This window comes from Rhabdothermincola salaria, from assembly GCF_021246445.1.
In the GTDB taxonomy this organism is placed as follows: Bacteria; Actinomycetota; Acidimicrobiia; order Acidimicrobiales; family Acidimicrobilacustridaceae; genus Rhabdothermincola_A; species Rhabdothermincola_A salaria.
Map to the genome: position 1 here is coordinate 393,736 of NZ_JAJQXW010000002.1, position 26,087 is coordinate 419,822.

The 26,087-nt window shown below is 73.4% G+C and carries 23 protein-coding genes; 10 read left to right on the plus strand and 13 right to left on the minus strand.

The annotated features are described in order from the left end of the window. Positions 1-86: 86 nt before the first annotated feature. Positions 87-1,211 (minus strand): DUF1214 domain-containing protein, encoded by a 1,125-nt coding sequence (locus LUW87_RS11105; RefSeq protein ID WP_232671244.1) that lies wholly within the window; start codon positions 1,209-1,211, stop codon positions 87-89. A gap of 259 nt (positions 1,212-1,470) precedes the next feature. On the opposite strand from LUW87_RS11105, the gene LUW87_RS11110 reads away from it, so the two are divergent. Continuing rightward, positions 1,471-2,028, plus strand: coding sequence for a fasciclin domain-containing protein (locus LUW87_RS11110; protein WP_232671245.1), 558 nt, complete (start codon positions 1,471-1,473; stop codon positions 2,026-2,028). 341 nt (positions 2,029-2,369) lie between these two features. Here LUW87_RS11110 and LUW87_RS11115 read toward each other — a convergent pair whose 3' ends face one another. After that, a complete protein-coding gene (locus LUW87_RS11115) occupies positions 2,370-4,205 on the minus strand; it encodes an HNH endonuclease signature motif containing protein (protein ID WP_232671246.1) in 1,836 nt (611 codons plus the stop codon). 130 nt (positions 4,206-4,335) lie between these two features. Here LUW87_RS11115 and LUW87_RS19270 point away from each other — a divergent pair, with 130 nt between their 5' ends. Both LUW87_RS19270 and LUW87_RS11125 read left to right on the plus strand, forming a co-directional pair. Then, a complete protein-coding gene (locus tag LUW87_RS19270; protein WP_232671247.1) occupies positions 4,336-4,701 on the plus strand; it encodes a TraR/DksA family transcriptional regulator in 366 nt (121 codons plus the stop codon). Positions 4,702-4,886: 185 nt separating this feature from the next. Next, a complete protein-coding gene (locus tag LUW87_RS11125; RefSeq protein WP_346742501.1) occupies positions 4,887-5,714 on the plus strand; it encodes an SDR family NAD(P)-dependent oxidoreductase in 828 nt (275 codons plus the stop codon). Positions 5,715-5,802: 88 nt separating this feature from the next. On the opposite strand, the gene LUW87_RS11130 is transcribed toward LUW87_RS11125, so the two are convergent. The 10 genes from LUW87_RS11130 to LUW87_RS11175 form a co-directional block, all read right to left on the minus strand. Beyond that, entirely contained in the window at positions 5,803-6,141 is a 339-nt protein-coding gene (locus tag LUW87_RS11130) for a hypothetical protein (protein ID WP_232671249.1), read from the minus strand. A gap of 204 nt (positions 6,142-6,345) precedes the next feature. Beyond that, the gene (locus LUW87_RS18830) at positions 6,346-7,668 is read right to left on the minus strand and encodes an FAD-dependent oxidoreductase (RefSeq protein WP_283251093.1); all 1,323 of its coding nucleotides are present in this window, start codon (positions 7,666-7,668) and stop codon (positions 6,346-6,348) included. Between the two features lie 25 nt (positions 7,669-7,693). After that, entirely contained in the window at positions 7,694-8,893 is a 1,200-nt protein-coding gene (locus LUW87_RS11140; protein WP_232671250.1) for a mycofactocin-associated electron transfer flavoprotein alpha subunit, read from the minus strand. Between the two features lie 10 nt (positions 8,894-8,903). Next, the gene (locus LUW87_RS11145) at positions 8,904-10,880 is read right to left on the minus strand and encodes a mycofactocin system FadH/OYE family oxidoreductase 2 (protein ID WP_232671251.1); all 1,977 of its coding nucleotides are present in this window, start codon (positions 10,878-10,880) and stop codon (positions 8,904-8,906) included. A 1-nt stretch (position 10,881) separates the two neighbouring features. Beyond that, a complete protein-coding gene (locus tag LUW87_RS11150; RefSeq protein WP_232671252.1) occupies positions 10,882-12,963 on the minus strand; it encodes a mycofactocin system FadH/OYE family oxidoreductase 1 in 2,082 nt (693 codons plus the stop codon). Positions 12,964-12,985: 22 nt separating this feature from the next. Continuing rightward, positions 12,986-14,173: a mycofactocin radical SAM maturase gene (gene mftC / locus LUW87_RS11155; protein WP_232671253.1), complete on the minus strand. Its 1,188-nt coding sequence runs from the start codon at positions 14,171-14,173 to the stop codon at positions 12,986-12,988. Continuing rightward, positions 14,170-14,463: a mycofactocin biosynthesis chaperone MftB gene (gene mftB / locus LUW87_RS11160; protein ID WP_232671254.1), complete on the minus strand. Its 294-nt coding sequence runs from the start codon at positions 14,461-14,463 to the stop codon at positions 14,170-14,172. Before mftB ends, mftC begins: the two co-directional genes overlap by 4 nt. Positions 14,464-14,512: 49 nt before the next feature. Then, a complete protein-coding gene (gene mftA, locus LUW87_RS11165) occupies positions 14,513-14,641 on the minus strand; it encodes a mycofactocin precursor MftA (protein WP_232671255.1) in 129 nt (42 codons plus the stop codon). Positions 14,642-14,722: 81 nt separating this feature from the next. Beyond that, the gene (locus LUW87_RS11170) at positions 14,723-15,724 is read right to left on the minus strand and encodes a hypothetical protein (protein ID WP_232671256.1); all 1,002 of its coding nucleotides are present in this window, start codon (positions 15,722-15,724) and stop codon (positions 14,723-14,725) included. Between the two features lie 17 nt (positions 15,725-15,741). Next, a complete protein-coding gene (locus tag LUW87_RS11175; protein WP_232671257.1) occupies positions 15,742-17,250 on the minus strand; it encodes a DNA-methyltransferase in 1,509 nt (502 codons plus the stop codon). A 257-nt stretch (positions 17,251-17,507) separates the two neighbouring features. Here LUW87_RS11175 and LUW87_RS11180 point away from each other — a divergent pair, with 257 nt between their 5' ends. The 7 genes from LUW87_RS11180 to mftF all read left to right on the plus strand — a co-directional run bounded on the left by LUW87_RS11180 (position 17,508) and on the right by mftF (position 23,748). Beyond that, entirely contained in the window at positions 17,508-17,783 is a 276-nt protein-coding gene (locus LUW87_RS11180; protein ID WP_346742555.1) for a ferredoxin family protein, read from the plus strand. Positions 17,784-17,803: 20 nt separating this feature from the next. Beyond that, entirely contained in the window at positions 17,804-18,634 is an 831-nt protein-coding gene (locus LUW87_RS11185) for a mycofactocin-associated electron transfer flavoprotein beta subunit (RefSeq protein WP_232671259.1), read from the plus strand. After that, positions 18,631-19,443 (plus strand): mycofactocin-coupled SDR family oxidoreductase, encoded by an 813-nt coding sequence (locus LUW87_RS11190; protein WP_232671260.1) that lies wholly within the window; start codon positions 18,631-18,633, stop codon positions 19,441-19,443. The genes LUW87_RS11185 and LUW87_RS11190 overlap by 4 nt, the downstream gene beginning before the upstream one ends. Before the next feature lie 10 nt (positions 19,444-19,453). Then, on the plus strand, positions 19,454-20,422 hold the full coding sequence (locus LUW87_RS11195; protein WP_232671261.1) for an AAA family ATPase: 969 nt from the start codon (positions 19,454-19,456) through the stop codon (positions 20,420-20,422). A gap of 206 nt (positions 20,423-20,628) precedes the next feature. Continuing rightward, positions 20,629-21,375: a vWA domain-containing protein gene (locus LUW87_RS11200; protein WP_232671262.1), complete on the plus strand. Its 747-nt coding sequence runs from the start codon at positions 20,629-20,631 to the stop codon at positions 21,373-21,375. A 133-nt stretch (positions 21,376-21,508) separates the two neighbouring features. Next, a complete protein-coding gene (mftE, locus tag LUW87_RS11205; RefSeq protein WP_232671263.1) occupies positions 21,509-22,219 on the plus strand; it encodes a mycofactocin biosynthesis peptidyl-dipeptidase MftE in 711 nt (236 codons plus the stop codon). Continuing rightward, positions 22,216-23,748: a mycofactocin biosynthesis glycosyltransferase MftF gene (gene mftF / locus LUW87_RS11210; RefSeq protein WP_346742506.1), complete on the plus strand. Its 1,533-nt coding sequence runs from the start codon at positions 22,216-22,218 to the stop codon at positions 23,746-23,748. Before mftE ends, mftF begins: the two co-directional genes overlap by 4 nt. Here mftF and LUW87_RS11215 read toward each other — a convergent pair. Continuing rightward, entirely contained in the window at positions 23,733-26,087 is a 2,355-nt protein-coding gene (locus LUW87_RS11215) for a xanthine dehydrogenase family protein molybdopterin-binding subunit (protein WP_232671265.1), read from the minus strand. The two genes, mftF and LUW87_RS11215, sit on opposite strands and share 16 nt — an antisense overlap.

A 26,087-nucleotide genomic window follows, 5' to 3' on the forward strand; every position in this document is an offset into this window, starting at 1 on the left:
CCTCGATGATGGCGCCCGGCCCGCGCCCTCCCAACTCCGTCGACGAAACAGCGGTCGAGCCTGGGTCGAAGCCGGCGACGGCTCCCCTACAGGTCGGCCACCTTCACCACCCGGGTCTCGAGGGGGGTGAGCGCCTCCTCGGGCAGCAGGAAGCGCCAGAACATGGTGCCGTGGGGCAGGCCTCGGGTGTCGAGCCAGTTGGGCACGCCCGGGTCCTCGTGCGCCAGGACCATCCGAAAGCTGCCGTCGGGCCCGTGCTCGGTCTGCACCCGGTTGAGCGACACCTGTCGCCGGTCGTAGTTGGGAGTCTGCATGTGGTTGTTGAACAGCACGATGTTGGCGAAGCGGCACCGGGGGAACCGCCCCCGGATCTCGAGCGCCTCGTCGGGGGCCAGCTGCCATCGGGCGCTGCGGTAGACGTTGTCGGCGGCCGCGTAGCCGATGCCGAGGTTCCCGTCGTCGGGCGGCGGGTTGGTGAACACGTTGGGCTCGGCCGAGACCCACGGGATGGCGCCGGGTGGCATCGGGTCGTGGCCCCAGTCGACGGTGACCGAGCGCAGGAAGGTGACGACCCGCCGAATGTTGGCGGCCACCGCGGCGTCGTCGGGCACGGGGGGCGGGCCGGGGTCGTCGAGCGGGGTGATGGACAGCGGCACCACCAGGTTGGGGTCGAGGTTGGCGCTGTGGCGCCACTCGAAGTAGTGCCGGGTGGTCACCGAGCCGGCGCCCTCGTCGAGGCGCAGCCAGTTTCGGGGACCGCTCGCCGGTTCGTCGGGTGACGCGATCAGCTCGTAGCTGCCATCGGGGTCGACGTCGAACTCATCGTCGTTGAGGGTGGCACCGAGCTGGCGGGACATGCCGCCACCCGCGGTGCCGAGCTCGACGGTGAACGACGTGTAGCAGGCACCTGCGAGGTTGCCCCGGATCCGGTAGCGGCGGGTCGGGTCGATCGCCGTACCGAAGTAGATGGAGTCCGGGTTGTCGCCGAGCAGCTTCTTGGTGGGCGAGAACCAGCGGTACCAGCGCGGCCGCTGCGGGTCGGCCTCCAACCAGAACTGCAGCCCGTGGTGCAGGGCGTGCATGGCGAACTCGCGGTAGCCGGCCCGGTCGAGGTCGGTGGAGAAGTTCCACCGCTCGTGGTCGGCGTCGGCGTCGATCGCCGCGATCAACGCCGAGAGCTCCTGCATCGCGGTCGCCGCGGTGTCGCCCATGTGGTCCCCCTTCGATGCCGCAGACCCGTCCGGCACTGCGGTCCGAGGCCCCCGCCCCGGCGGCGCCCATCCTTCCAGAACCCGGCCCCGGTCAGTCCGGAACCCGGGAGGCCACGCCCGGTGACGGCCCACGGGACGCCTGGTCGGCACCTGCTGTTCATCTCGGTCGTTCATCCGCGCCGGATCCCGGGTCCGTAGGAACGGCATCGCGGCAATTAGCGATAAACGTCACACAACCGCTCACCAGGGAGCCCACCTCATGAAGAAGATCCTCGCCGTCCTCGTCATGGCCGCCATCGGCCTCGGCCTGCTCGCCGCCCCGGCCGCCGCTCGCGGCGGCAAGCCGGGCGTGGTGCCCGGCAAGCCCGGCGCCGCCACCATCTACGACATCGCCTCCGGCAGCGACAGCTTCACCACCCTCACCGCCCTGCTCGACCTGTCCGGCCTCGACGCCGCCGTGCAGCAGACCGACTCGAAGCTCACGGTGTTCGCCCCCACCGACGGTGCCTTCGCCAAGCTGCCGGCCGAGTGCGTGACCTTCCTCACCAGCCCCGAGGGGGCCGACACCCTGGAGGCCGTGCTGCTCTACCACGTGACCGACGGCCGCCGGTTCTCCAACAGCGTCTTCGGCCAGAACGCCAAGACCGTGCCGATGCTGGCCGCCGGTTCGATCACCGCCAACCCGGACCTGACGCTCACCGACGGTGCCGGCCAGACCGTGGGTGTGACCACCCCGTTCAACGTGAACGCCAGCAACGGCGTGATCCACGCCATCGACACGGTGCTGCTGCCCTTCGTGCCCGCCTGCGCCAGCTGACCCACCCCACACGGGAGCCGGCGAACCTGGACCGCCGGTGAACCACAGACCCCCCGCACAGTGCGGCCCCACGGGGCCGCACTGTCGCGTCCGGCGAGCGGGTGACCGCCGGTCGTCAGCCCCTCACCCCGTCCGGCGCCATTCCGCAGCCTGGACGGCGAGCAGCCACTCCTTCGCCGCTCCCGCGCCCTGCTCGGCGGTGGTCCTGCAGGGGTCGCTTTCGCCACGACCTGGAAGTCGCAACGATCCCTCCGTGCCGCCAGGGCTACTGGCCCCGGCTCCACCGGGTCACGCCCGAGGGATCACTCGCACCGAGAGGTGGAGGCGGTCGGCTCGGTGGGTCAGGCGGCTCGGACGAGTTGGTGGGCTCGGTGGCGGATGAGGGCGTCGACGGCGTCGTCGTCGAGGGGTTCGCCGTCGGTGTCGTGGGGGCCGAGGGCGCCGCTGGTGAGCAGGGCCACGACCTCGTCGAGGATCTCGACGATCTCGGTCAGCTCGGCGCTCTCGGTCTTCTCGGCCCTCTCGCGCACCCCGGCCGTGGCTGGGGTCGGGGCCGGGTCGAAGACGTCGATGAACTCGCCGGGCACGACCAGGTCACCGTGTCCATCGGTGGCTTCGTCGGGCCTGGCCTCGTCGATCCTGGTGCCCTCGAACCTGCCCTCGTCGGGCCGGGTGCCGGTGGGTGGGGTGAAGGGGTGGGGGGTGAGAGCGTCGACGGTGGGGTGGTCGAGTGGCAGTCGGGGTGGTCGGGTGCGTCTCGGGGGTGGTGACAGCACGGGTGGGCGGTCGGGGAACGTGAACACGACGGTGCCGTCGGGTTCGACGCTGAGCCCGTGGCCTTTGCGGTGCACCAGACCGTGATGGGCGCCGCAGAGGGCGACCAGGTTGGCGATGGCGGTGCCACCACCGTTGTTCCACGCGTCGATGTGGTGGATGTCGACCCACGCCGCCGGGGCGTGACAGCCGGGGAACCGGCAGGTGCCGTCACGGGCGAGGATCGCGTCACGCAACGTCGGCGTGGCCAGGCGGATCGATCGGCCGTGGTCGATCACCTGGCCGTCCACGGTCAACAACCGGGCCAGGGTGGTGCCTTCCCCGAACAGGTCGTTGACCACCTGCGGCGACAGGGCGCGACCCTCCAGGGTGCGGATGACCGTCGAACCCTGGGCCAGGGCGTGGGTGAGGAACGCCTCGGTGGCCGCCGTGTACCCGTGCAGGGCGCACCAGGCTTGGAGCTGCGCGGCGGTGGTGATCCCGGCGCCCCACAACACCGACCCAGCCAGAGCATCGAGGTCGGCGACGGCGAGGATGTGAGGATGCTGACGCCCCGGACGCCGATCGGGGTTGTCGTGGTGGTCGAGGAAGAACTGGGCGATCGCCACCGACGCCTCGGCCCGGCGTTGCGCCGCGGTACGCACCTCACCAGGTTCATCAGCCCTCTCCGCGACCCGTAGGGCGTTCTCGATCACGGTGGCATCTCCCGGCGCGAAGGTGCTGCGCTGCTCGCCACGATCGCCGATGGTGCGCGCCCACTGCGTCTCCGACGGCGCCACCACCGGCGGAGCCTCCAACGCCGCCGGATCCGCGTCGGTGACCGCATCAGCACGGCACACCCAGTCCTCCACCACCACCTTGGTGTCCGCCAACGACAACCCGACCAGCACCGGCGAACACACTGCGTCGTGTTCGGCGTACAGCTCGACCAACGACTTCGGGATCAACCGGCACACCATCTCCACCTGCGCCCCCGTCAACTCACCGCGCTGCCACAGCGACCGCATCTCGGACCAGACAGCCATGCGGGCCACCCGCACCAACAACCCCCGAGCCGCCGGTTCGGTCAACCCCAGACGGGCCCGCACCCACGACGCCTTGGTACCGAACCCCTCAGCCCGGTGCCCATCAGCGGCGAAGAACCCCACCAGACCCACCACCCGCCGCGCCTCCAACCCATCGATACGCCGCGACAACGCCACCAACTCACCATCAGAGACCGCCAAGCCCGCCGAAACGTCGGCACCCTCACCCGCGCCCGATCGATCACCGGGGCCGAGGTGCTCGCCGCCCGCACCGGGCCCGGCGAGGGTGGGGCCGTTCGCATCAGGCCCGCCGCCGAGGGCGGCCGCGCTGACGTCGGCGGTGTCGCCCATCCCCCCGGTCCCAGCCCCTTCGAACATGCGAGCCATGCTATCAGACACATGTTCGAGATCCAACATGATTGCTCTTTCTTTCATTGACGACTGGAGCGATTCGAACAGATCCTCAGGGGGTGTCGCCGTTCGGCTGAGGCACCGATAGGAACGAGACGTGGAAGAGATCGACCGGCCCAGAGCCGAACAGCGGATCGGCCGCGAGCACGCCGAGGCCACTCACCTGGTCGGCGCTCTGTCCGTCGAACTGGACGAGATCGTCGAGTCGATGTCGCTGTCGAACAACGACGACGAGCACGATCCCGAGGGCGCGACCAATGCCTACGAGCGAGCCAAGGCCACCGCGATGCTCCGCCAGGCGCAGAAGCGGCTGGTCGAGCTGGACCAGGCCCGGGCGCGTCTGCGTGAGGGCACCTACGGGCGGTGCCTGCGCTGCGGTGACGAGATCGCCTCCGAGCGCCTCGACGCACTGGTCACCGCGAGCCATTGCCTCCGTTGTGCCGCCGAGGCGCCGCCCCGCTGAGACCTGGGAACGCGCTGAGCATCGCCGCCGAGCCAGCAGCCGGATCGCGCAGGTGTGCCAGGCCGCTCGCCATCGCCGTCGACTGCGCCCCCTGAGCCGGCGATCTGGGACGCCGCGGCGCATCGTCGACGTCAGCTCCCGCTCCACTCCATCTCGACTCTGCGCCGGACCGTTAGGGTGCGGCGGTGGGGAGATTCTCGGGTCGTAGGATCATTGTTACCGGGGCAAGCCGTGGGATCGGGGCTGGTATGGCCGAGCGGTATGCGGCCGAGGGTGCCAGCGTCGTGGTCACTGCCCGCACGCTCGATCCGATCAAGGAACTGCACGGCAGTCTCAATGAGACCGTCGAGCGATGCTCCCGCTACGGCTCGATGGTGTTTCCGCTGGTCGCGGATCTGGCTGATCCCGAGGATCGTGCTCGTGTGATTGGCGAGAGCGAGGCTCTTCTCGACGGACCGATCGACGTGCTGATCAACAATGCCGCTGCCGGCATCCACCGACCCGCCGCCGAGCTGAGCTTGAAGCATCGTCGGATCATGCTCGAGGTGAACTTCCACGCACCGGTCGATCTGGCCCAGGCCGTCATCCCATCGATGCGGGAACGACGCGAAGGCTGGATCATCAACATCTCGTCGAGCAGCTCGGAGTTGACGCCAGGCCCGCCTCCGTTCCCGTGGTCGCCCATGGGTACCACCCAGGGTGCCTACGGCTCGAGCAAAGCCGCCCTCAACCGTTACTCGAACCTGCTCGGTATCGAGCTCTACGGCACCGGCATCCGCGTCAACGCACTCCAACCCATCAAGCCGGTGGCGAGCGAGGGTGCGGTGTCGCATCTACAGGGGCGGATTTCGGCCGATCAGTTCAACCCTGTCGAGGTGATGGCCGAAGCGGCCCTCGCGCTTGGGGAGTGTGAGCCCGAGTTGACTGCTCGACTGTGCGACGACGGGCCGCTCCTCGACGAACTCGGCATCACCGTCAGAACACTCGACGGCCTGCGCGAACTGGCTACCTGACGGCAGCTGTCATACGCGCCCCCGCCCGGCGGTCTGGGGCAGGGTGTGCCGAGACTCGCTGCTCCCTTTGGGCCTGAGGGCCGATCAATCAGACCCGAGGAGCGGGTTTCCAGGCGAGCACGGCGGCAGCTACGGCGGTGACCGCCGCCCATGCGGGAAGCGCAGCCCACGCGGCGGCGCTGAGCGGCGTGCCGGAGGTGCCGCTGTTGCCGCCGGACAGCACCAGGCCGGCGAGCCCGGCTGCGGCGACGGCCATCGCCGCTGCATACAGCGTGAACCCGACTGTTGAGCCGCGGGGAAGCTCGACTGCTGGCCGACCGCTGACCCGGCGTGCTACCGCAGCGATGAGGAAGGTGCTCATGCCGACCGCTCCGGCCACACAGGCCCCCCATGCTCCGAGGACCAACAAGATCAGCACTGCCCTCACCGATGTCACTGTGCCCGCGCGCAGGGGGTGACGCAACCCTTCCGCCGGCGCCGGTGGTTTCAGTGCTCTCAGCGACAGAGGTCGCTCTGCGACAGGCCCAACGTCGCGCGAGCGACCGTCACCGAAGTGCCGTGTGAGGACACGCTGGTCGGGTGCCAGCGGCGAGAGCGTCGATGGGTCCAGGCGTGCGGGCACACGCCGGGTTCAGCCGAAGGTGCGGATGGCGGCCCAGCCGTCGCGGGCCAGGTCGCCGACCTTGAGCCCGGCTCGCTGGTAGCCCTCGAGGAAGGCCTTCACCGCGCCCTTCTTGGGCACCGGGTTGGTGACCGTGAACAGCTGCTCGACCAGATCGCAGGCCAGGGTGGGGTAGGCGTTCTGCACCCGGTCGGAGAGCACCAGGTGGGGGGCCCGGCGCAGCTTGCGGTGGTCCTGGAGCACGAAACCGCCCTCGAGGCGCCGGCGGTAGCCGGCCAGCCCCGCGGCGGACGTGTCGCCCATGGCCAGCGCCTCGTCGACCGCCCGCCCGGCCGCCTCCCCCGAGCCGATGGCGAAGTTCACGCCCTCCAACCAGATCCCGGCGGCCAGGCACATGCATGCTGCGTCGCCGGCCACGAGGATGCCGTCGCCGGTGAGCTCGGGCATGGTGTCGTAGCCCCCCTCGGGAATGAGGTGGGCCGAGTACTCCTTGAGCTCGGCCCCCTCGACCAGCGGGGCGATCATGGGGTGGGCCTTGAGGCCGGCGATCAGCTCCTCGGGTCGGATGCCCGACGCCGACAGGCCCGTGAGGCTGACCACGACGCCCACCGCCACGGTGTCGAGGTTGGTGTAGACGAACCCGCCACCGGGGATGCCCTGGGTGCAGCCCACGATCTCGAAGTCGGCGCCCTCTCGGCCCGACAGGGCGAAGCGCTTCTCGATCTCCTCGCGGGGCAGGGCCAGCACCTCCTTGGCCCCGAGCGTGAAGTGCTCGGGCTCGGGGTGCAGGTACATGCCGGCTTCCTTGGCCAGGAAGCTGTTGACGCCGTCGCAGGCGATGACGGCCCGGGCAGTGAGGTCTCCGTCGGGACGGTCGGTGCGGATGCCGCACACCTGGCCGGTGAGCTCGTCGACCAGCAGACCCCGCGCCGTGGTGGAGGTGACCAGCACGGCGCCGGCCTCCACCGCCTTGTCGGCCAACCAGGCGTCGAAGTCCGGGCGGTACGCGGTGGCGCCGTTGTACGGGGGCTCACCCCAGGCCGACGTGCGGTAGTCGACGGTGAGGGCCTGGTGGTCGGTCATGAGCACCGTGGCCCGGCGGGTGACCCAGCGCTGCACGGGGGCCTCGTCCCACCAGCCGGGGATGAGCTCGTCGAGGATGCGGGCGTAGATCACGCCCCCGTAGACGTTCTTGGAACCCGCGAACGGTCCGCGCTCCACGAGGCAGACCGAGCGCCCGGCGCGGGCCAGGACCAGCGCCGCGGTCGCGCCCGCCGGGCCGGCCCCGACCACGATGGCGTCGAAGTCGTAGCGCTCGGGGGGCGCCACCATGGTGGGCGTGCGGGAGGGGGCGTGCTCAACCACGGGATCGGTCCTCCCCGGTGGGAACGGCACCGGCCGGCAACGACGGCTGGAGCTCGTTGTCGTCGCCCTGGGTGGGGGCGTCGACGGTGGTGATCTGGGACAGGCGCTCGGCCAGGGCCGCCAGCACGGCCGGGGCGTCGGCCACCACCGCCAGATCGGCCATGGCCATCATCGGGCAGCTGGCGTCGATGTTGACGGCGATGACGTGCTCGGGCTGGCCCAGGCCGGCGGTGTGCTGCACCGCGCCGGAGATGCCGAACGCCAGGTAGAGCTCGGGCTGCACGGTGACGCCGGTGGTGCCGATCTGGCGCTCGACGGGCATCCAGCCCCAGTCGGTGACCACCCGGGTGCCGCCCGTGGAGGCGCCGAGGGAGTCCGCCACCTCGGCCATCACCTCGATGGCCTCCGGCTTTCCCAGACCGGCGCCGGCACCCAGCAGGCGGGGGGCCTCGGCCAGGTCCATGGTGGAGGGATCGGCGGGCAACAGCTCGAGCAGCTCGGGATCGGGCGGCACCGATCCGGCGTCGGCGGGCACGAGATCGACCTTGCGGGTGCGGGGCTTGCGGGCCGGCCCGTGGTGGCGGTCGACGCCGCGCACACCGGGCTGGAGGGTGGCCACGAACGGGCCCGCCACCACGTGGGCCTCGGTGACCAGCCCGCCCCGCCGGGCCACGGTGGCGCCGTCGGGGCGCACGGCCACGGCACCGGCCAGCAGCGGACGGCCGAGCACGTCGGCCAGGCGGGGAGCCAGATCGCGCCCATCGGGCGAGGCGGGGACGATCACCACATCGGCGCCGGTCACTGTGGCGGCCAGGCCGGCGGCCCAGGCGCCGGGCGCGAAGTCGGGTTGCTCGCAGACCTGCACGGTGCCCCGGGCGCTGGCGAGAGCCGCGGCCGCCTGCGCGGTGCCGTCGCCGACGAGCAGAGCCCGACCGCCGGCTTCGGCCACCGCTTCGTCGCCCCCGAGGGGGAGGTGGCCGTCGCGCACCGGCACCACGGCCAGCATCGACGGCCCGCCGGCCTTGGCCGCGCCGGACCGCCGTCGTGAGGCCGTGGTGGCGTTGGTCTTCTTGGCGGCCGGCTTCTTGGCGGCCCGCTTCTTGGCGGCGGGCGGATCCGAGGCCGCGACCCGCTGGGCCGCAGGCTCTTCGGCGGGCCCTGGGGAAGGGGTCGGACGACCGTTGGGGCTCATCGAGGCGACCTCACAGCGCCGACCCGACGCGACGGCCGTCGATGACGGCGGTGTGGGCTCGGCGGGGGGCCACGGCGTCGCCCACCCGGTGCACGGCGATCTCGGTGTCGGCCAACTCGTCGCGAAGGGCGTGGTACAGCCCGTCGGCGGGGGCGTAGGGCACGGCCAGGACGACCCAGTCGGGCCTGCGTTCGCCCGGGGTGCCCGTGGGGTGGTGCATCGTCTGCACGACGGGTCCGTCGACGGCGTTGACGAGCGTGTCGGTGGTCTGGCGGATGCCCTTGGCGTGGGCCCGGATCCAGAAGTTCTCCTGGTCGAGGGTGATGCCCAGGTCCTGGCCCACGACCATGCCGGGGGTGATGATCTCGACGTCGCACCCGCGGTCGGCGAGGAGCTCGGCGACACTGGTGGCCTGGTGGAAGCCGAGTTCGTCGAACACGACGACGGAGCCCTCGGGGTGCACGTCGCCGCGCAGCACATCGAGCACGTCGACCACCGGCACCGCCTCGGCGTCGTCGGGCGACGGCGCCCACCACGGCCGCACGGGCACGGCCCCGGTGGCCACCACCACGACGTCGGGGCGCATGGCCCTCACCAGTGCCGGGGTCACCTCCTCGCCGTACTTCACGGTGACGCCCAGGCGTTCGCTCTCGTGCACCAGGTTGCGCACGATGTCGCCGAACTCGGCCCGGTTGGGCACGCTGGCGGCGAAGCGCACCTGCCCGCCCGGTTCGTCGTCACGCTCGACGACCGTGACCCGATGGCCGTGCTGGGCGGCGGTGATGGCGGTCTGCAGTCCGGCGGGGCCGGCGCCGACCACCAGCACGTCCTTGGGCCGTCCGACGGGGATGACCGGTCCGAGCTCGGCCTCGCGCCCGGTGCGGGGGTTCTCGATGCAACCCAACCAGCGGTTGAGGCCCATGCGGCCCACGCACTCCTGGTTGCACGACAGGCAGAGGCGGATGTCGTGGGCGTTGCCGGAGCGGGCCTTGGCCGCGAAGTCGGCATCCGCGATCTGGCCACGCACCACGCCGATGAGGTCGGCATGGCCCTCGGCGAGGGCCTTCTCGGCCTGCAGCGGGTCCTTGAACCGGCCCACCCCGACCACCGGGAGGTCGACGGCCTTGCGCAGGGCCGAGGGGATGAACATGGCGTACTCGGGCGGGATGTGCATCGACGCCTCGATCATGAACAGCGAGGCGGTGGCCACGCCGATCGAGGTGTTGAGGTAGTCGACCTGGCCTCGGCCCTCGACCATGCGGGCCACCTCGACGGTCTCGTCGAGGGTGATGCCGTCCTCGATGAGCTCGTCGCCGCAGAGGCGCACCCCGAGGGCGATGTTGCGCCCGATGGCCTCTCGCACCGCGGCCACGATCTCGTGGAGGATGCGGGCCCGGTTCTCGAGACTGCCCCCGTAGGCGTCGGTGCGCTGGTTCGTGGCCCGGCTCAGGAAGCCCCGCACGATCGACGAGTGCGAGCACTGCAGCTCGATGCCGTCGAAGCCGCCCTCGACGCACCGGGCGGCCACAGTGGCGTAGCCCTCGACGATCTCGGCGATCTCTCGCCGGTCGACGGCCTTGGGCACCTCGCGGAACAACGGGTCGGGAACCGCGGAGGGCGCCCACACAGGCAGACGGGTGTACATGCTCGACGCCTGGCCGCCGTTGTGGTTGATCTGAGCGAAGATCGGCACCCCGTGGCGGTGCACCGCCTCGGTGATGCGCTGGTAGCCCGGCACCACCTCGGGGTGGAAGGCGTGGATCATCTTCTCGTAGGGCCAGTCGGTCGGGTGGACCGAGTGCTCCTCGGTGATGATGAGCCCGGCGCCCCCGGCGGCGCGCGCCGCGTAGTACGCGGCGTGCTGCTCGGACGGCATGCCGTCCTCGGCGTAGTTGGTGAGGTGCGCCGAGAACACGATGCGGTTGGGGACGGTGACCGGCCCCAGGCGCAACGGCGAGAACAGGTAGCGGTACTGGCCGCCGCTCATGTCAGTGCCCCCCGGTGAGGGTGGTGGGGTCGGTGGTGGCGGCGCGGCCGGCGCGGTCGCCGACGGGTCCGCCGGCCAGGGCACCGGTGAGCACGCTGGTGCCGTGACCCGGGTCCGGGCCGATGCCCTCGACGGCGAGGGCGGCCCGCCGGGCCTCGAGGACGGCTTCGTGGACCGTGCGCGGGGCGATGGCGTCGCCGGCGCGGGCGTGGCGCTCGCCCGTGGCCGCCCACAACGTGAGGTCGGGGACGCGGTGCGACGCGTCGACGACGGCGACGCACGCCACCGTGGTGGCGACCGATGTGTAGCGGTCCTCCAGGCGGGCTCCGTCGGCGTCGACACCACGGAGAGCCACCCGCTTGTGGAGGGTGACGCCGAGCTGGGCCAGGCGCACATTGGCGGGGGCGAGATCGCCGGAGCGCGAGAGCAGCTGGCCCCCGATGACGTCGGGGGTGCCCATCTCCACCGGGCGCCCGCCGAGGGCGAGGGACTCGGCCACGGACACGCCGATGGGCCCGCCGAGTGGATCCCACACGAGGACGGGCCCGTCCGGCAGGCCGCCGGTGACATCGCCGGCACCGAGGGCGGCGAGCACCTCGCCGGCCGAGCGGACGACGGCGCCGGCGGCCGTGTCGAAGGCGGGCGCCACGTCGGTGCCCCCCGTCGCCAGCACGACGCGGCTGCCGGCGGCCGAGGCCGCCTCCACCTGGTCCGGGGTGAGGTCGGTGTCGAGCTCGAGGACGACCCCCAGCCGGCGGCACTCGTTGTCCAGCCAGTCGGCCAGGCGCGCCAGGTGGTGGCGTCCGGCGCCGGCCGCGGCCACCCGCAACGAGCCCCCGAGACGATCGGTGCGCTCAACGAGGCGGACGGTGTGCCCGCGCTCGGCCAGGACACGCGCCGCTTCCAGACCGGTGACTCCACCGCCGACGACGAGCACGTCGGTGGCGGCGCCGGTGCCGGTGCGGGCCCCGAGGGGGTCGTGGTCGACGGTCTCGTGACCGGAGCGGGGATCGCCCACGCAGGTGACCAACGGGTTGCGGGCGTCGCGCACCTGGCAGACCTGGTTGCACAGGATGCAGGGCCGGACCCGTTCGGGCCCGAGGCGGAGGTGGGCCACCAGCTCGGCATCGGCGATCTGGGCCCGGGTCATCTCCACCGCGTCGCACCGACCCTCGGCCAGTGCCGCCTCGGCCATGGCGGGGTCGACGATGGAGCCCTGGGCCACGACGACGACCTCCGGCGCCACCGCGTGCACCACCTCTCGAACCTGGCGGACCAGGTCGAGGTTGAAGCCGGGCTCGGTGTGGCCGTCGGGGCGAGTGGCGTTGACCGAGAAGATGGAACCCCGAACGACCACCAGGTAGTCGACGTGCTCGGCCAGGGCGGCGGCCACCTCAGCGGCCGACTCCGGGGTGAGCCCGGCCCACGGGGCCAATTCGTCGCACGACAGGCGCATGCCCAGCACCCGGTCGGGGCCGATGGCGGCACGCACGGCAGCGAGGACCTCGCGGGCGAAGCGGAGCCGGTCGGCGCCGTAGTCGTCGCCGCGCATGTTGGTGAGCCCGGAGAGGAACTGGCGGACCAACGAGTACTGCCCGGCGTTCACCTCCACGCCGTGCAACCCGGACGAGGCCGCCAACGACGCCGCGTCGCCGAAGCCGGCGACGACCGCGTCGATGTCGGCTGCCTCCATCACCTTGGGCACCTCGCGGCTGTTCACCTCGGGCACCGCTGAGGGGGCCCAGAGCTCGCGCTGGCTGTAGGCCGACGACCCCTGTCCGCCGGCGTGGCCGATGGCGGCCAGGGCCACCGCGCCGTGGCGGTGGGCCGCCTCGGCCAACACGGCCCACCCCGGACCGCACTCACCGGCCAGCGGCGCGCGTTCGTAGGGCCAGTCGCTCGGGTGCACCGACGCCTCTTCGGCCACGACGACGCCGCAGCCGCCGGCCAGGCGGCGCTCGTAGTAGGCGAGGTGGCGTTCGGAGAAGGCCCGCCCCCGACCAAGGTTGGTCTCGTGGGGTCCGAACAGGATGCGGTTGGGTGCGGTGACCGGCCCGAGAGCGACGGGCTCGAGCAGCTTCACGGGGTGCGGCCCTGCGCCATGCTCAGCCGCCCGACGGAGCGAGCGGGAGGAGGGTGCGCTCGGCCTGGCGGCCCCGTTCGGCGTCGAACGACGACCGACCCTTGCGGGTGAGGCTGACCGGCTTGGAGTGGTCGGCGCTGACGGTGGGGCGCACCACCTCGCCGTCGGCGGCGAGGGCGGCGAGGGCGTCCTCACCGTGGCCGAACACGCACTCCGGGTCGGGGGCGTCGAGGGGCAGGCCGGTGAAGAACTTGGCGGCCATGCACCCGCCTCCGCAGGCGTCGTAGCTGCCGCACGAGGCGCACGCGCCGGGCGACGACGGTTCGCGCAGCGAGGTGAACAGGTCGCTCGAGTTCCACACGGCGGCGAACCCGCCCTCGTCGCGGATGGAGCCGGCCTTGAACTCGTCGTGGAGCACGAACGGGCAGGCGTAGACGTCGCCGACGGGGTCGATGAGGCAGACCACCCGACCGGCGCCGCACAGGTTGAGGCCGGGAAGGGGCTCGCCCAGCGCGGAGAGGTGGAAGAACGAGTCGCCGGTGAGCACGTGGGGGCGCTCGAGCAGCCAGTGGTAGAGGTCGCGCTGCTGCTGAGCGGTGGGGTGCAGGTCGTGCCAGGTCTCGATGCCACGGCCGGAGGGACGGAAGCGGGTGAGGCGCAGCTCGGCGCCGTACTCGTCGGCGAGGGCCTCGTAGGCGTCGACCTGCTCGACGTTCTGGCGGGTCATGACCACGCTGAGCTTGAACGAGCCGAAGTCGGCGTCGCGCAGGTGGTCCATGGCCCGGCGCACCCGGGCGTGGGTGCCCTCGCCGCGCACGGCGTCGTTGGTGGCCTCGTCGACGCCGTCGAGGGAGATCTGGATGTCGACGTAGTCCATCGCCGCCAACCGGCGGGCGCTCTCGGCGGTGATGCGGCCGCCGTTGGTCGAGAACTTCACGCCGACGCCCTTGGCCACGCAGTACTCGACGATCTCGAAGAAGTCGGTGCGCAACATGGGCTCGCCGCCGCCGATGTTCACGTAGAACACCTGCATCTCGGCCAGCTGGTCGACGACGGCCTTCATCTCGTCGGTGGAGAGCTCGTTCGGGTCGCGGCGCCCCGAGCTCGAGAGGCAGTGCACGCACTGCAGGTCGCAGGCGTAGGTCCACTCCCAGGTGAGGCAGATGGGAGCGTTGAGGCCGAGGGTCAGCTCGTCGGTGAGAGCGGTCATGAAGGGTCCTTCGGGACGATGAACGATCCGGCGGCCAACGAGGTGAGGGCCTTCTCGAACGATGGCCAGCGGCGCTCGTCGAGGCCGGCAGCGGCGAACGCGTGACGGGCGTCGGGCGCCGCCTCCAGCCCTTCGACGACGGTGACGAGGTCGGGCGAGCGCAGGAACGTGAGGCGCCGGTTGCCGTAGTGGTAGGCGAGCGCGCCGAACGGCTCGGGCCGCAGGGCGACCCGTTCGTGCAATCGCCAGGGGCGGTCGGCGTCGAAGGTGGCGGTGACGGCGGTGCTCATGCGGCGCCGGCACGAAGGACGGGGTCCCGCGTGCCTCGGGGCGGCTCGATCAGTAGACGCCGCACATGCCGTCGATGGAGATCTCCTCGATGAGGAGCTCCTCTTCGACGACCTCGGGGTCGGCGGCGGTGTCGACCTCGGGCTCGGTGGCGTCGGTGCGCTCCATGGTCTGCTCCACGGGTGTCCCCCTCTGGACGAATCGGGCGAGTGGCCCATCCTACCGGTGGCCCCCGTCGCGCTGGCCAGACGGGCGCCGTTCTCAGACCAGCGGGTGGTGGCCCGGGACCTCCACGTGCGGTGTGTCGAGGTACACCTTGGCCTCGGGCGAGCCCTGGAAGCGGCCGTGGCTCCACCGCACCTCGACGTGGCCCTCGACCACCCGGTCGACGTCGGCCTGGCGGTCGCGCACCACCGCACGCCATCCGACCTCGGGCTGCCCAGCCGACCGCCCGAAGGTGTCGAGGCTGCGCAGCTCGAAGGCCTGCACCCAGTCCCAGGTCGACCCGATGCGCAGTCGCAGGTGCGTGCGACCGTCGGCTCCGAGCACGAAGTACGGGGCGTCGCCGATGCGCACCAGGCGCCAGAACATCCGCAGCCGGCGCCGCCGGTCGCCGAGGGAGGCGTCCCAGCGCCGGGCCGAGCCGGTCGCGACCGCGTCGCACAGGTGGGCCCAGGGGGCTCGCAGCTCGTCGGGCCAGGCGCGGCCCCGCAGCTGGCGCTTGAGCACCTCGCGATGGGCGCGGTCGAGGTCGTCGACGTGGTCGGGCAGGCTCGCGGCGCCCACGTGGTCGCGCACCGTGGCGTAGAGCATCTGGTACTCGGCCGGGGCCACCGTGGCGAACCAGTCGCCGCCGGAGCGCTCCTCGCCGACGAGCAGGCGGTCGAAGAGCCGGGCGGGGCCGGCGTTGACGGTGATCCTCGACAGGTACTTGCAGCTGACCTGGTACACGTGGTCGATGCGCAGGTCGGCGGGCACCACGTCGTCGCCGGGTGGCCGGTGCGGGCCCTTCCACTCCACCAGGCGGGGCGGGCGGCCCCGGAGGCCGTCGAGGGCGGCCAGGAAGGCCCGTCCGTTGGCGAAGGCGGTGGCGAAGGCGTCGTCGTGACCACCCTCCAGGCGGGCGGCGACCACGCGCTCCCAGGTCTGGTCGGGGACCTGGCGCAGCTCCCCGGGCCGTCGGGCCAGCGCGCCGTCGAGGTCCTCGGCCATGGTGCCGAGCGCGGTGGCCAGCTCGGTGATCTCGGTGAGCAGCGAGGACATGGCGCGCCCGACCCGACCTAGGTGGGGTCGGTGTCGTCGGCGCGGGCCAGGTCGGCGTCGGTCCAGAAGCCGGACAGGGGCCCGGAGCGGTCGCCGGCGGCGTAGGCGGCCAGGCGGTCGAGGTCGCCGGCGCGACCCAGGTCGACCACGTCGAAGAGCACCGTCGGGCCGGCGGCGCGCAGGGCCACGTCGCCCTCGGCGTTGCGCTTCGGTCGGGCGGTGGTGAGCACGACGTAGCGAGCGGCGCCGTCGGCGGTGCCCCGCAACGCGCCGCGCACCGCCGCGGCCCGGCCGAGGGTGCGCCACACCACCTCGTTGCGCAGGAGCCCGCCGCGGTGGCTGGCGGCCGGGCCGGCGACGTCGAACCACCAGCGTCGCCCCGCCGCGTCGCGGGCGGTGAGCGTGACCGCCACCCCGCTGCGGGGCACCTTCACGCTGTGACCGTCGACGCCGAACCCGGCCCGTTCGAGGGCGGCCTCGGCCCGCTTCGGGGCGGCCAGGCCGGGGTCGTGGGCGGGCTCGCCTCCACCCACCGGGTGCGCGGCCCCGTCTTCGCCGCCGCCGTACTCGCCGCCATTGGTGGCGTCGAGCTCCGCGGCGACCACCCTCTCGCGGGCGATGTCGACGTAGGTGGGGTCGAGGTCGTAGCCCACGTAGCGCCGACCCAGGCGAGCGGCGGCCGCGAGGGTGGAGCCGCTGCCCATGAACGGGTCGAGCACGAGGTCGTCGGCGAAGGTGTAGAGACGGATGAGCTTTTCAGGCAGTTCCACCGGGAACGGAGCGGGGTGGCCGACCCGGCGAGCACTCTCGGGGGGGATGGACCACACGTCGAGGGTGAGGGCCATGAAGTCGTCGGTGCCGATGGTGCTGCGGTGGGGCAGACCCTTGGTCTGGCGCTTCTTCGCCGACAGGGCCCGGTCGAAGCGGCCCTTGCTGGCGATGACGATGCGCTCGGTGATGTCGCGCAGCACCGGGTTGGTGGCGCTGCGGTACGAGCCCCAGGCACAGGACCCGCTGGCCCCTTCGGCCTTCTGCCACACCACCTCGCCCCGCAGCAGCAGGCCGAGGTCGTCCTGGAGGATGCGGATGACGTCGGCCGAGAGCGAGCGGTAGGGCTTGCGGCCGAGGTTGGCCACGTTGACGGCGATGCGGCCACCCGGTTCGAGCACCCGGGCGCACTCGGCGAACACGTCGCGGAGCATCTCAAGGTACTCGAGGTACGAGGCGGGCACGCCGTCGCGTGCGAGCTCCTCCTCGTACTGTTTCCCGGCGAAGTAGGGGGGTGAGGTGACGACGAGGGCCACCGACCCATCGGCCACGGCGTCCATCCGCCGGGCGTCGCCGCACACGAACGGGTCGGCGACCGGCTCGGGGGAGGCCACGACGTCGTCGGTGGTCAGCTCCGGGGGACGGAACCGCCCGTAGAAGCCCGAGGCGTCGTGGCTCTCGCGCTTGGACACACCGAAGTTGGAGGTGGTCGTGCCGCGGCGACCGCGCGCTTCTGGATCGCCACCCTTGCCGGCCACGAGGCCACCCTAGCGCCAGGGCGAACACACGCGCGACCTCACCGCGCCCCGTCCAGACCCTCCCCCGGTGTCGCCCCCGACGCGCGACCGAACCCCGCTTCTCGCATGTCCTCGTCGCTCTCTGCGACGTCGCGATCATGCAGGAACGGGAGTGGGCTGTGACCGTCGACCGCAGTGGGCCGTAGGATCAGCCCATGGCCCTCGCCTCCACCACCAGCAGCGCCGGTGCCCCCACGGGGGTTCCCGCCTGGGCGCCGATGAGCTTCGAGGACCGCATGGCCACCGTCGACTTCCGGGTGGCCCCCGACGCCCACATCGTCGTCGACAACGAGGTGTGCCAGGGCTGCCCGGCCAAGCAGTGCATCCACGCCTGCCCGGCCAACCTCTTCGTGCCCACCAGCGACGGGGGCATCCTGTTCAACTACGAGCAGTGCTTCGAGTGCGGCACCTGCTACATGGTCTGCAACAACGAAGGGGCCATCACCTGGGCCTATCCCGAGGGCGGGCACGGCGTCGTGTTCCGCCGCGGCTGACCCGGGACGGACGGCCGAACGTGCGCATCGCCGTGTGCCTGAAGTGGGCCGACCTGCGGCCCGAGGTCGACCCCCTCAGCGGCGAGGTCGTCCACGACGAGCGCTTCTTCGACGCCTCCGAGGCCGACAAGGGCGCCCTCGAGTGGGGCCTGCGCCTGGCCGAGCGCTGGGGCGCCCGCCTCACCGTCGTCACCGCCGGGCCCGCCGGAGCCGACCCCGTCCTGCGCGACGCGCTCGCCCTCGGCGCCCACGACGCCCGGCGCGTCGACATGGCGCTCGATCGTCCCAGCGAGCACGTGGCCGCCGCCCTGGGCTCGGCCGTCCAGGGAGCCGACCTGGTGCTGTGCGGGGTGCACAGCGTCGACCGCGGTTCCGGGTCGGTGCCGGCCCTGCTGGCGGCCCGGCTCGGCGCCGCCCAGGCGCTCGGGGTCATCGCCGTCGCGCCCGGCGCAGCGGGCGAGCTCACCGTCGACCGCCGTCTCGACTTCGGACGTCGCGAGCGCCTGCGGGTGGCCGGGCCGGCAGTCGTGTCGCTCGAGGGCGGCCTGGCCGAGTTGCGGCGTGCGCCCCTGGCCTCGGTGCTGGCCGCCCGCACCGCACCCATCACCGTGGTCGACGCCGGCCTGGCCCCCCAGCGCGCCACCGTGCGCGTCGAACACCGGCGCGCCTACCGGCCCCGCGCTCGGGTGATGCATGCGCCCGATCCGTCGGCGCCGGTCAACGAACGCATCATCGCCCTCACGGGCGCCCTCACCGAACGCACCCCACCGCGCACGGTCGCCGCCGAGCCCGACGAGGCCGCCGACGCCATCGTCGAGCAGCTCCGTGGTTGGGGCTACCTGCAGCCATGACCGCACCGGAGCCCGTGGCCGTGATCACCGGTGCCGCACGCGGCATGGGTCGGGCCACGGCCGAGCGCCTCACCGCCGCCGGGTGGCGCGTGGCCCTGCTCGACCTGGGTGCCCCGTCCCCCGAACCGGGCACCACCGACCTGCCCGAGCCCTACTGCCCGGCCACCCTCGACGAGCTCGCCGAGGCCGAGGCGGCCTGCGGCGAACGAGCCGAGTCCCATCTGGTCGACGTGCGCGACCAGGCAACCGTCACCACCGCCGTCGACTCCGTGGTCGCTCGCCACGGTCGCCTCGACGCCGTGGTGGCCGCGGCCGGCGCCGTGGCCGGTGGGCCACCGATCTGGGAGGCCACCGACGAGGTGTGGCACGCCATGATCGACGTCAACCTCACCGGCATGTTCCACCTGGTGCGGGCCACGGTGCCCCACCTGTTGGCCCGGCCCGAACCGCGCTCGGGTCGCTTCGTCGGCATCGCCTCCACCGCCGCCCACCACGGCCTGCCCGGCCTGGCCGCCTACAGCGCCTCCAAGCACGGCGTGGCCGGCCTCGTCCGGGCCCTGGCAGCCGAGCTCGGCCCCACCGGCGTCACCGCCAACGCCGTCGCCCCCGGCTCCACGATGACCCACATGCTCCATGCCAGCGCCGCCATCTACGGCCTGCCCGAGCCGGGTTCGTTCACCCGCCAGACCCGCATCCAGCGCGCCATCGACCCCGACGAGATCGCCGCGGCCGTGGCCTGGCTGTGCACCGAGGCCCCCGGTGCCCTCACCGGCGCCGTGCTCGACGTCGACGGCGGGTTCCGCCCGTGACCGCCGCGCCGTGACCCTCGAGCTCACCAAGGCGGTGGTCGACGCCCTCGACGAGGCCATCGTCGGACGCCGGGGCGAGATCGAGGTGGTGCTGGCCGCCCTCGCCGCCGACCGCCACGTCCTGCTCGAGGGTCCCCCCGGCACCGGCAAGTCCACGCTGCTGCGCACCCTCGCCGAGGCGGCCGGCTTGGAGATGGTCTTCGTCGAGGGCAACGCCGAGCTCACCCCCGGTCGCCTCACCGGCACGTTCGATCCCGCCCGCGTGCTCACCGACGGCTACACCCCCGAGGTGTTCCTCGACGGGCCGCTCGTCGAAGCCCTGCGCACCGGGGCCCTGCTCTACCTCGAGGAGATCAACCGCGTCCCCGAGGAGACGCTCAACGTCGTCATCACCGCCATGAGCGAGCGCGAGCTGCACGTGCCCCGCCTCGGGAAGGTCGTGGCCGAGCCCGGCTTCCGGGTGGTGGCGGCCATGAACCCGTTCGACGCCATCGGCACGGCGCGCATCTCCTCCGCGGTCTACGACCGGGTGTGCCGGGTGGCCATGGGCTACCAGGACGAGGCCGCCGAGCGCGAGATCGTGCACCGCGCCGACCCCGACGCCCCGCCGGCGCTGGTCCGACGAGCGGTGCGCGTCGTGCGCGCCACCCGCGACCACGCCGACGTGCGGTTCGGCTCCTCGGTTCGAGGTGCCATCGACCTGGTGACCGTCGCCGACCGCCTGGCCCGGTTGCGCGACGGCGAGCCGACCGATGACGCCGTGGGCCTCGACGCCGCCCTGGCCGCCCTGTCCGGGCGCGTGCGCATCCGCGAAGGATGCGGCCGCTCAGCCGAGGACGTGGTGCGCCAGCTATGGGCCGAGCTCGCCGATGACCCGGCCGAGGCCGACGACGCCGCGGGCGACCGCGACGACACCGACCCGGGCGACCGGTCCCCCACCGGGGCCCCGACCCCACCGGGAGGGGCGGGAAAAGCCTGACCCCCGGCGACGGGGGCGACGACGACGCCGTCGACGAAGGCGACGCCGCCACCGAGGCCCTCGACGACGCCCGCCGCCGCACCTCCTCACGGCGCGAGCTGGGACGCCACGACCACTTCGACGAGGTCTCCCCGGAGGTCGGCGCGCTCGACGAGGCCGCCTTCGACGACGCCCTCGAGGCCGACCCCGACGCCGCCCTGGGTCTGTTGGCCGATCTCACCGGCGCGACCGACGAACGCCTGCGGGCCCGGGCCCGACGCCTGGCCGGGCGACTAGCCGTCGATCTCGGTCGCACCGGACCGGTCCGCCGTCGAGGCGTCGGCCGGTTGCGGGAGGTCCCCGCCGACCGCGGGACGGCGGACCTCGACCTCGACCGGTCCCTCGACGCCCTGCTCAGCGCCCGGAGCCGGGGCGAGAGCCCCCACCTGGCCGACCTGCGCGCCCGCGACTGGGGCCGACCCGACCTGGCCGTGAGCCTGGTGGTGGACCGGTCGGGATCGATGGGCGGCGAACGGCTGGCCACGGCCGCCATCGCGGCGGCCGCCACGGTGCTGCGCGCCCCCACCGACTCGTCGGTGCTGGCGTTCTCCGACCGGGTGATCGTGGTGGCCCCCCAGGGTTCCCTGCGACCCGTCGACGCGGTGGTCGACGACCTGCTGTGCCTGCGCGGGCACGGGCCGACCGACCTGGCCCTGGCCCTGCGAGCCGCCCGCCACCAGCTCGAGCGCTCCGACGCTCGCCGGCGGGTGGCGGTGGTGCTCTCCGACGCCCGTCCCACCGCCGGTGGCGACCCGGCCCGCGACGCCGCCGCCCTCGACGAGCTGGTGATCGTCGCCCCTGCCGACGACCACGCCGACGCCCGGGACCTGGCCGAGGCCGTCGGGGCCCGCTGGCTCACCCTCACCGGGCCGAGCGCGGTGCCCCAGGTGATGACCGACGCCTTCGCCGGCTGACCGCCCCCAACCCTGCTTCTTGCATGCTTTCGTCGCTCTCCAGCGCGACGAAAGCATGCAACTACCGTCGGGGGCGCGACGGCGGCGCTCGATCACGACGGCGACGCACGGGTGGAGCGCGACACTGGGGGACGTGTCGTCCCCCCACCGGCCGCTCGGCCACCTCACCTGGCCCGAGGTCGGGGCCGCGACCGCCGAGCGACCGCCGGTGCTCTTGGTCCCCCTGGGCAGCACCGAGCAGCACGGACCGCACCTGCCCCTCGACACCGACACCCGCATCGCCGAGGCCCTCGCCCGGGCCGCGGCGGCGACCGTCTCCGGCGTGGTGGTGGCACCCGCCGTCGCCTACGGATCGAGCGGCGAGCACGCCGGCTTCCCGGGAACCCTCTCCATCGGACAGGAAGCGCTCGAAGCGCTCGTGGTGGAGCTGGTGCGCTCGGCCGACGTCTTCGGAGGCGTGGTCCTGGTCTGCGGTCACGCCGGCAACGCGGAACCGGTCGCACGGGCGGTGCGCACGCTCACCGGTGAGGGTCGGGCGGTTCGGGCGTGGTTCCCCCGGGTGGGCGACGGCGACGCCCACGCCGGACGCACCGAGACCTCGATGCTGCTGCACCTCGACCCGTCGGTCGTGCAGATCGACCGGGCGGAGGTCGGCGCCACCGCTCCCGTGGCCGAGTTGATCGACGACCTGCGGCACGCCGGCGTGAAGGGGGTCGCCCCCAACGGCGTGCTCGGTGATCCCTCCGACGCCTCGGCCGACGAGGGCCGGCGGCTGGTGGCGGCCATGGTCGACGAGCTCACCGCCCTGCTCGCCGAGCTGACCCAGGGATGGTCGAGGCGGTGAGCGAGGACGCCGGCGGGCTCCCCACCGCGGGGGCGGAGCTGGCCGGGAGCGTGGTGGCACCCGATCCCTCGGTCCGCGCCAGCGACGACGGCACCGTCCTGGTGGGCGGCTCGCCTCTCCGGGTGGTGCGCCTCAGCCGCACCGGCGCCGACGTCGCCCGACGCCTCCTCGACGGCGCGCCCGTGCCGAGCGGCCCCGGCGCGACCTCCCTCACCCGCCGGCTCCTCGACGGGGGACTCGTCCACCCCGTCGTCGCCCCGGGCACCGGACCCCCGCCCTCGGCGGTCACGATCGTGGTGCCGTTGCGGGGCACGCCCACGCGCGGCCTGCTCGACGCCCTCCCGCAGAGCTCCTCGGAGGGGCGGGTGGCCGGGGTGGTCGTGGTCGACGACGCCAGCCCCGTCCCGGTCGCGGTGGCCGCCGAGGGCGGCACCGTGGTCCGCCGCGACACCAACGGTGGGCCCGGGGCCGCCCGCAACACCGGCCTGGCCGGGGTCGAGACCCCCTACGTGGCCTTCGTCGACGCCGACTGCGTCCCCACCCCGGGCTGGCTCGATGCTCTCCTCCCCCACTTCGCCGACCCCTTCGTCGCGGCCGCCGCTCCTCGCATCGTGGCGACCGACGATCCGGGCCCCGAGCCCCTCACCACCCTCGCCCGCTACGAGGCCCACCGGTCGCCGCTCGACCTCGGGCCCCGCCCCGCCCGGGTGCGAGCCCGCACCCGGGTGTCCTACGTGCCGTCGGCCGCACTCGTGGTGCGCACCGACGTGCTGCGCGCCCTGGGCGGCTTCGACGAGGACATGCGGGTGGGCGAGGACGTCGACCTGGTGTGGCGCCTCGACGAGGCCGGCTGGACCGTGCGCTACGAACCCGGTGGCGAGGTGGCCCACGACCACCGCACGTCGCTCGGCCCCTGGCTGCGCCGTCGGTTCGACTACGGCACGTCGGCCGGCCCCCTCGCCGTGCGCCACCCGGGCGCGCTGGTCCCCGTCGAGGCGTCGACATGGAGCCTGGGCGTCTGGGGCCTGGCCGCCACCGGCCACCCCGTTCCGGCAGCAGGCGTGGCCGCCACGTCCGTCGGTCTGCTCACCCGCACCCTCGACGACGTGCCGGACCGGCTGCCGCTCGCCCTGCGCCTGGCCGGACTCGGGCACCTGGGCGCCGGTCGGCTGCTGGCCGAGGCGGTCCTGCGGCCGTGGTGGCCGCTCGCCCTCGGCGCCGTCGTCGTCTCCCGCCGAGCCCGGCCCCTGGTCGCCGCCGCGGTGGTGGCGCCGTCGCTGTGGGAGTGGGCCCGCGACCGCCCCCCGCTCGATCCGGTGCGGTGGCTGGGATGGCGGGTGGCCGACCACGTCGCCTACAGCACGGGGGTCTGGGCCGGTGCGATCAAGGCGCGGGTGGCCGAGCCGCTCGTCCCCGACCTCACCAGCTGGCCCCGGCCGAGCCGCTACACGCGTTGGCGCACCCGACGCGCCACGACGACCGGATCCGGCCGGTTGGCGGTCCGTGGTCGAGATCAGCCCAGCTCGTAGCCAGCGTCGTCGAGGAGCTCGACGATGCGGTTCGGGGGCAGGTGCTGGTCGAGCACCCGGACGCCGAGGTGGGCGAGGGAGTCCTCGATGGCGCTGGTGAGCGCGGCCGGGGCACCGATGGCGCCACCCTCCCCGACCCCGCGGTAGTCGATGCCTCCGGTGGGCTCGTGGTGGACGTGGCGCACCTCGATGGACGGGATGTCGGTGGTGGTCGGCAGGAGGTAGTCCATGAAGGTGGACGCCAGGTACTGCCCGTCGTCGTCGTAGGCCGAGCGCTCGAGCAGCACCGCGCCGATGCCCTGGGCCACCCCGCCGCGCACCTGGCCGTCGACCACCGCCGGGTTGATCACCGCCCCGCAGTCGCCCACCACCAGGTAGCGCAGGATCTGCACCAGGCCGGTCACGGGATCGACCTCCACCGTGCAGGCGTGGGTGGCCACCGACCACGTGCCCTCGGCGGAGTCGAAGGTGGCCGACTCCTCGATGCCCGGTCGTCCGTCGGCGTTGGCCAGCCCGGGCCGGAGGTGGGCCAGGCGCCCGATCTCGGCCAGCTCGGTGCGCACGCTGGGCGCGCCTCGGGCGACCACCGCGCCGTCGACCAGCTCCAGGTCGCCCGGGGAGATCTCCATCAGCTCGGAGGCCACGTGCAGCACCCGTTCGCGCACGGCCCGGGCCGCGCCCACCACGGCCCCGCTGGCCAGGGTGGCGGCCCGTGAGCCCCCGGTGCCCACCAGGTTGAACGGCGTGAGCATGGTGTCGCCGTGCACCACCCGCACCCGGTCGAGGGCGATGCCGAGCTCGTCGGCGGCGAGCTGGGCCAGGGTGGTCTCGTGGCTCTGGCCGTGGGGCTGTTGGCTGGTGAACACCGTGACCGTGCCGTCGGGCTCGAGGCGGGACCGGGCCTCCTGCACGGTGCGGGGGGCGGCCATGATGCCCATGGCCCGGATGAGGCTGGGCGGCACGGGCGCCGGCTCGACCACGTTGGCCAGCCCGAACCCGAGCAAGCGGCCCTCGGCGCGCGCCTCGGCCTGGGCGTCCCGGAACGCGGGGAGGTCCATGGCCGCCACCGCGTCGTCGAAGGTGCGGCGGGGGTCGAAGCCCTGCAGCTCCACCCCGGTGCAGCTGGTGGTGGGAAACGACGCGGGGGTGAGCAGGTTGCGCTCGCGCACCGCCACCGGCTCGACGCCCATCTGCCGGGCGATGACGTCGAGCACCCGCTCGCGCACCCAGGTCTCCACCTCCCACGGCCCCCGGTAGGGGACGTAGGTGGCCTTGTTGGTGGTGACCACCACCGCCTCGAAGTCGAAGTGCTCGAGGCGGTAGGCGGCCGGGAGCAACGCCCGAACGATCGAGGTGTAGCCGGTGGTGGGGAACCCCACCTGGGGATAGGCGCCCTGGTCGAGGACCATGCGCACCCGCAGGCCGCGCAGCTCACCGTCGGGGCCGACCGCGGCCTCCACGTCCAGGCGCTCCTCGCGCGCCTGGCCCCCGACGGTGAGGTTCTCGACCCGATCCTCGATCCAGGCCACCGGCCGGCCGACCAGGAGGGCGGCGCCGGCCACCGCCACGTCTTCGCGGGCCAGGCCGCTCTTCTGCCCGAACGCCCCGCCGATGTCGCCGCAGCGCACTCGCAGGGCGTGGCCGGGCACGCCCAGCACGTCGGCGAGGTGCATGCGCAGGGCGTGGGGCGACTGGTGGCTGGTGTGCACGTCGAGACCGCCACCGGACGGGTCGGGCACGGCGAGGATGCCCCGCCCCTCCATGGGCACGTTGGCGTGACGGTGCTGCACGAACCGCTCGCGCACCACGTGGGCGGCGCCGTCGAAGGCGCGCTCGGTGTCGCCGTAGCGGTGGGTGGAGCGGTGTACGACGTTGGTGCCCAGCTCGGCGAAGACCAGCGGGGCGTCGGGCTCCATGGCCCGGTCCATGTCGCCCACTCCGGGCAGGGGGTCGTAGTCGACCTCCACCAGCTCGGCGGCGTCCTCGGCCAGGGCCCGGCTCTCGGCCAGCACCACCGCCACCGGGTCGCCGACCAGCCGGACCACGTCGCGGGCGAGGGCCCCGAAGACGGGCAGGCGCAGATCGGCGGGGCCGGCGGGCTTCAGATCGGCCGCCACCCGGGCCAGGTCGTCGGCGGTGAGCACCGCCACCACCCCGGGGCCGGCGAGGGCGTCGGAGACGTCGATGCCGAGCACCCGGGCGTGAGGGAAGGGGCTGCGCACGAAGGCGGCCTGCACCGTGTCGGGCACGGCGAGGTCGTCGATGTAGCGGCCCCGGCCGGTGAGGATCCGGGGGTCCTCCACCCGGTGCACGCTGGTGCCGGTGAGACGGGCGACCAC